Genomic DNA, 4,978 nt, shown 5'->3' on the forward strand with positions numbered 1-4,978 from the left:
GCGCGGACCCCGCCCGCCGCTCTCAGCGGCGGGCCTTCCGCAGCCACAGGATGCCGGTGACCGGCAGCAGCACCGGGATGAAGAGATAGCCCATGCCGTAGTCCGACCAGACCGTGGCGTCCGGGAAGGCCGAGGGCTCGGCCAGCGTCCAGGTCCCGACGGTCAGTACACCCACGAGCTCGGCGGCGCAGCACACCAGCGCCGCCTTCCGGGCGGTCTCGCCGCCGCGTACGAGCGTGTAGGTGATGAACGCGTAGACCAGGGCCGCCACGGCGGAGAGCGAGTAGGCGAGCGGCGCATGCTCGAACTCGGTCGCGATCTGGTAGACGGACCGGGAGACCGCGCCGACGGACATCACGCCGTACAGCCAGACCAGCAGCAGACCGGGCCCGCTGACCAGCCGGGCCGCGGACTCCTCGCCCGCCGGCGTCGGCTCGTTCACCCGGCCTTCCTTCCGCTCCGTTCCCGTGGTTCTCGCGCCGGTGGTGGGCTCGCCCATCGTCAGCCTCCCCAGATGTCATGGAGCCGTACTTCCAGCACGGCCAGGACGACCGCTCCCGCGGCCACCGTCGTCGAACCCCACCGCGTCCGCTCGGCCAGCGACAGAAAGCCGGCCGCCGGCACCGCCAGCAGCGCGCCGATCAGATACGAGACGAAAATCACCGAGCCCTGGTCGGCCTTCTCCCCGCGCGCGAGCTGCACGATCCCGATCACCAGTTGGACGAGCGTCAGTGCGGCCACCACGGCCATGCCGATGAAGTGCCAGTCCTTGGTGGGCTGGTCGCGGTAGGCGGCGAAACCGCACCAGGCGGCGAGGGCGAGCGCGGCCACGGAGACCGCGACCGTCAGGGCGACGAGCATGGCCCGAGCGTATTACGGCCCGAAATGCACCCGCCGCGCGCCCCCGGGCCCACGAGGAGCGGTGGACCGTGGCCTTGGCCACAACGGTGAGACAAAGTCGTCCGATATGCGGACAAGCCCCGGGTGGCCCTCTTGATGTCTGCTTTACTTATCGCATGACCACGATGAGCTACCGCGTTCCCGCGACCGAGGCGATCACGACGCCCGGTGCTCGTTGTCTGTGTCGAATGTGCGCCAACTGAGGGCCCCTGCCTGAGTCCCGCGCCCCGAAGCGGGACCTGACAGCCGCGCCGCCGCGCCGATTCCGTACGCCATGCCCGCCATGGTCCGGACTGTCGGCGGGAGCGGCCCGGTCTGCCTCGCACGCGCCTGCTCCCGGTTCACCCACCGTCTCGGCGTGAAGCGTCCGAATGACGAATGCCCCGTGCCGGCGGACACCTCGCCGCGCACTCGACAGTGATGGATACCCCAGTGATCACTACCACGGGCCTGACGAAGATCTACCGGTCCGCCACATCACGAGGCCGCGAAGTCACCGCTCTCGACTCCGTGGACCTCCATGTCCGCGAGGGCGAGGTCTTCGGCGTCGTCGGACAGAGCGGCGCCGGCAAGTCGTCCCTCATCCGCTGCGTCAATCTCCTCGAACGTCCCACCGCGGGCCGGGTGATCGTCAACGGCCAGGACCTCACCGCGCTCGCCGGTCGCGGCCGACGCGCGGGCAAGGAGCTGCGGCAGGCGCGCAGCGCGATCGGCATGGTCTTCCAGCACTTCAATCTGCTGTCCTCCCGCACGGTCAAGGACAATGTCGAACTGCCGCTGGAGATCCTCGGCATCACCCGCCAGGAGCGCGCCCGCCGCGCTTTGGAGCTGCTCGACCTGGTGGGACTCGCCGACAAGGCCACCTCGTATCCGGCCCAGCTCTCGGGCGGCCAGAAACAGCGGGTCGGTATCGCCCGCGCCCTGGCCGGTGACCCCAAGGTGCTGCTCTCCGACGAGGCGACCAGCGCCCTCGATCCCGAGACCACCCGCTCGATCCTCGAACTGCTGCGCGATCTCAACCAGCAGCTCGGACTGACCGTGCTGCTCATCACCCACGAGATGGAGGTCGTCAAGACGATCTGCGACTCGGCCGCGCTGATGCAGAAGGGCAGGATCGTCGAGTCGGGCACGGTCGGCGAACTGCTCGCCACGCCCGGCTCGCAGCTCGCCCAGGAGCTGTTCCCGGTGGGCGGAGCGCCGTCGGGCCCGGGCCGTACGGTCATCGACGTCACGTTCCAGGGCGAGGCCGCCACCCGGCCGGTGATCTCGCAGCTCTCCCGCACGTACAACATCGACATCTCGATCCTGGGCGCCTCGATGGACACCGTCGCGGGCCGGCAGATCGGCCGGATGCGGATCGAACTGCCCGGCGGTTACGAGGAGAACGTCGTGCCGATCGGCTTTCTGCGGGAGCAGGGACTCCAGGCCGAGGTGGTGGACGACGAGCCCGCCGCCGAAGGCTCCGTCCCCGAACAGCCCGCGGACGCGGGGTCCGCCGAGGGCGAGACGCCCGTACTGGTGAAGGAAGATGTCAAGTGACCTGGTCGGAGATGCAGCCGCTGCTGGCCCAAGGGACTCTCGACACCCTCTATATGGTGCTGTGGTCCGCGCTCGTCACCATCGTCGGCGGACTGCCACTCGGTGTTCTGCTGGTCCTCACCGACAAGGGCGGACTGCTCCAGAACGCGCCGGTGAACAAGACCGTCGGTGTGATCGTGAACATCGGCCGCTCACTGCCGTTCATCATCCTGCTGATCGCGCTGATCCCTTTCACCACGCTGGTCGTCGGCACTTTCATCGGGCCCACCGCGATGATCGTGCCGCTCGCGGTCGGTGCCATCCCGTTCTTCGCGCGCCTCGTGGAGACCTCGATCCGTGAGGTCGACCACGGACTGGTCGAGGCCGTGCAGGCGATGGGCGGTTCCGTCCCGACCATCGTCCGCAAGGTGCTGCTGCCGCAGGCCCTGCCGTCGCTGGTCTCCGGTGTCACCACCACCGTCATCGCCCTCATCGGCTACTCGGCCATGGCCGGCGCGGTCGGCGGCGAGGGCCTCGGGTCCAAGGCCGTCACCTACGGATTCCAGCGCTTCGAGAACGGCTTCATGGTGGCCACGGTCGTGGTCCTGATTTTGATCGTCACCGCCGTACAACTCCTCGGCGACGGTGTCGGGCGCCTGCTGGCGCGCCGCGGCCGTACGGCCTCCTGAGCCGCCGCGCCCCAAAGTTCCCCCCACGCCCCACCTCCCACACAGCCCGCACTCCTTGTCCGGGCTCCGTCACCCGCATCAGTGGAAAGAGGCACTCTTCGTGCGTACCACCGCCAAGTTCACCGCGGCTGCCGCCGCCACCGTCGTCCTCAGCCTGGGCCTCAGCGCCTGCGGCACGTCCTCCGATCCGGGCGCCTCGGCCAAGGCCGGCTCCGGTGCCTCGGCCGACACGTCCAAGCCGCTGCTCGTCGCCGCGTCTCCCGTACCGCACGCCGACATCCTGAACTTCGTCAAGGACAATCTGGCGGCGAAGGCCGGTCTCAAGCTGGAGGTCAAGGAGTTCACGGACTACGTCCTGCCGAACACCGCGACCCAGAGCGGCGAGGTCGACGCCAACTTCTTCCAGCACAAGCCCTATCTGGACGACTTCAACAAGAAGAACGGCACCGACATCGTGCCCGTCGTCAATGTCCATCTGGAACCGCTCGGTCTCTACTCCAAGAAGATCGACGATCTCAAGGGCATCAAGTCCGGTCAGAGCATCGCCATTCCGAATGACACCACCAATGAGGGCCGCGCGCTGAAGCTGCTCGCGGACAACGGTGTGATCACACTCAAGGACAGCGCGGGAATCGACGCCAATCTCTCCGACATCGAGGATGCCAAGGGCATCGAGTTCAAGGAGCTGGAGGCCGCAACCCTGCCTCGCGCCCTCAATGATGTCGACGCCGCCGTCATCAACGGCAACTACGCCCTTGAGGCCGGCCTGAAGCCCGCTCAGGACTCGCTCGCGCTGGAGAAGTCCGAAGGCAACCCGTACGCCAACTTCCTCGCCGTCAAGCGCGGCAATGAGAAGGACGCCCGGGTGGAGAAGCTCGCGACGCTTCTCAACTCGCCCGAGGTCAAGAAGTACATCGAGGACACCTACGACGGCTCGGTCGTACCCGTCTTCGGCACCGTCCAGTAGCCTCCGGGGGCTTCCGGGCGGTCAGTGTGTCGCTCAAGTGGCCGGAGCAGTAACGTTCTTGCCTCCGAGTCCTTCGGTGTGGGCCCCGCGTATGTCTTCCGTACGCGGGGCCCACGCATCCACCCGGACCCGGCCATGCGCATCACCGTCCGATGCTGCATGCTGTGCATTTACGACGGACTGAGGCATGGAGCTGCGCATGACTACCACCTTTCCGGACGTTTCCATCAGCACGGAGCGGTTGGTGCTGCGCGCCTTCGAGACGGCGGACATCCCGGCGCACATCGAAATGATGAACGACGAACTGATCACGGCCTGGACGCCCGTGCCTCATCCGTATACGCGCGAGGACGCCGACCAGTGGGTCGCCAGTATCGCGCCCGCCGAGCGCGTGGCAGGCCGCGGAATCGCCTTCGCCGTCACCGAGTTCCTCACCCAGCGGCTCGTCGGCATCGTGCGGCTGCGGAGAACCAATTGGCACGCGCTCTCCACCGAGATGGCCTATGTGACCGCTCCCTGGGCGCGCGGTGAGGGATACGCCACGGAATCGGCGCTCGCGGTCGCGCAGTGGCTCTTCCGTGACCAGAAGTTCGAGCGCATCGAAGTGCGGACACCGGCCGACAACACCGCCTCGCAGCAGGTCGCGCAGAAGATCGGCTGCATCAGCGAGGGGGTGCTGCGCAATGCCTGGATAGCGCGAACACAGACCGAGGACGGCGGCTGGACCGATATCCGCACCGATCTGATCGTCTGGGGCCTGCTGCCCGAGGATCTCGAAGGCGTGGCCGAGCAGATGGCCGACGCCGGCGGCTACGCGTCCTTCACCGACTGGAACTGACGGCGGCGACCGGAACGGACCGCACCGGCTGGAGCGTACGGCACCGGCGGCGGCGTCCTGCCGCCC

6 protein-coding genes are annotated in these 4,978 nt (G+C 67.9%); 4 read left to right on the forward strand and 2 right to left on the reverse strand.

Going from position 1 to position 4,978, the window contains the following annotated elements:
• Window positions 1–22 precede the first annotated feature (22 nt).
• On the reverse strand, window positions 23–499 hold the full coding sequence (locus tag GA0115259_RS32825; RefSeq protein WP_237540659.1) for a hypothetical protein: 477 nt from the start codon (window positions 497–499) through the stop codon (window positions 23–25).
• 2 nt (window positions 500–501) lie between these two features.
• The gene (locus GA0115259_RS32830) at window positions 502–861 is read right to left on the reverse strand and encodes a hypothetical protein (protein WP_093603703.1); all 360 of its coding nucleotides are present in this window, start codon (window positions 859–861) and stop codon (window positions 502–504) included.
• A 471-nt stretch (window positions 862–1,332) separates the two neighbouring features.
• On the opposite strand from GA0115259_RS32830, the gene GA0115259_RS32835 reads away from it, so the two are divergent.
• From GA0115259_RS32835 to GA0115259_RS32850, 4 genes are all read left to right on the forward strand, one after another.
• Window positions 1,333–2,439, forward strand: coding sequence for a methionine ABC transporter ATP-binding protein (locus tag GA0115259_RS32835; protein WP_161230526.1), 1,107 nt, complete (start codon window positions 1,333–1,335; stop codon window positions 2,437–2,439).
• The gene (locus GA0115259_RS32840; RefSeq protein ID WP_093603707.1) at window positions 2,436–3,107 is read left to right on the forward strand and encodes a methionine ABC transporter permease; all 672 of its coding nucleotides are present in this window, start codon (window positions 2,436–2,438) and stop codon (window positions 3,105–3,107) included. Before GA0115259_RS32835 ends, GA0115259_RS32840 begins: the two co-directional genes overlap by 4 nt.
• 100 nt (window positions 3,108–3,207) lie before the next feature.
• A complete protein-coding gene (locus GA0115259_RS32845) occupies window positions 3,208–4,074 on the forward strand; it encodes a MetQ/NlpA family ABC transporter substrate-binding protein (protein ID WP_093603709.1) in 867 nt (288 codons plus the stop codon).
• Between the two features lie 199 nt (window positions 4,075–4,273).
• Window positions 4,274–4,912, forward strand: coding sequence for a GNAT family N-acetyltransferase (locus GA0115259_RS32850; RefSeq protein ID WP_093603713.1), 639 nt, complete (start codon window positions 4,274–4,276; stop codon window positions 4,910–4,912).
• Window positions 4,913–4,978 lie beyond the last annotated feature (66 nt).

The sequence above is a fragment of the Streptomyces sp. MnatMP-M17 genome (genome assembly GCF_900091995.1).
GTDB lineage: Bacteria > Actinomycetota > Actinomycetes > Streptomycetales > Streptomycetaceae > Streptomyces.

Coding starts and splice junctions, on each gene's coding strand:
- GA0115259_RS32825 (WP_237540659.1), bottom strand. CDS start 499: ATGGGCGAGCCCACCACCGGCGCGAGAACCACGGGAACGGAGCGGAAG.
- GA0115259_RS32830 (WP_093603703.1), bottom strand. CDS start 861: ATGCTCGTCGCCCTGACGGTCGCGGTCTCCGTGGCCGCGCTCGCCCTC.
- GA0115259_RS32850 (WP_093603713.1), top strand. CDS start 4,274: ATGACTACCACCTTTCCGGACGTTTCCATCAGCACGGAGCGGTTGGTG.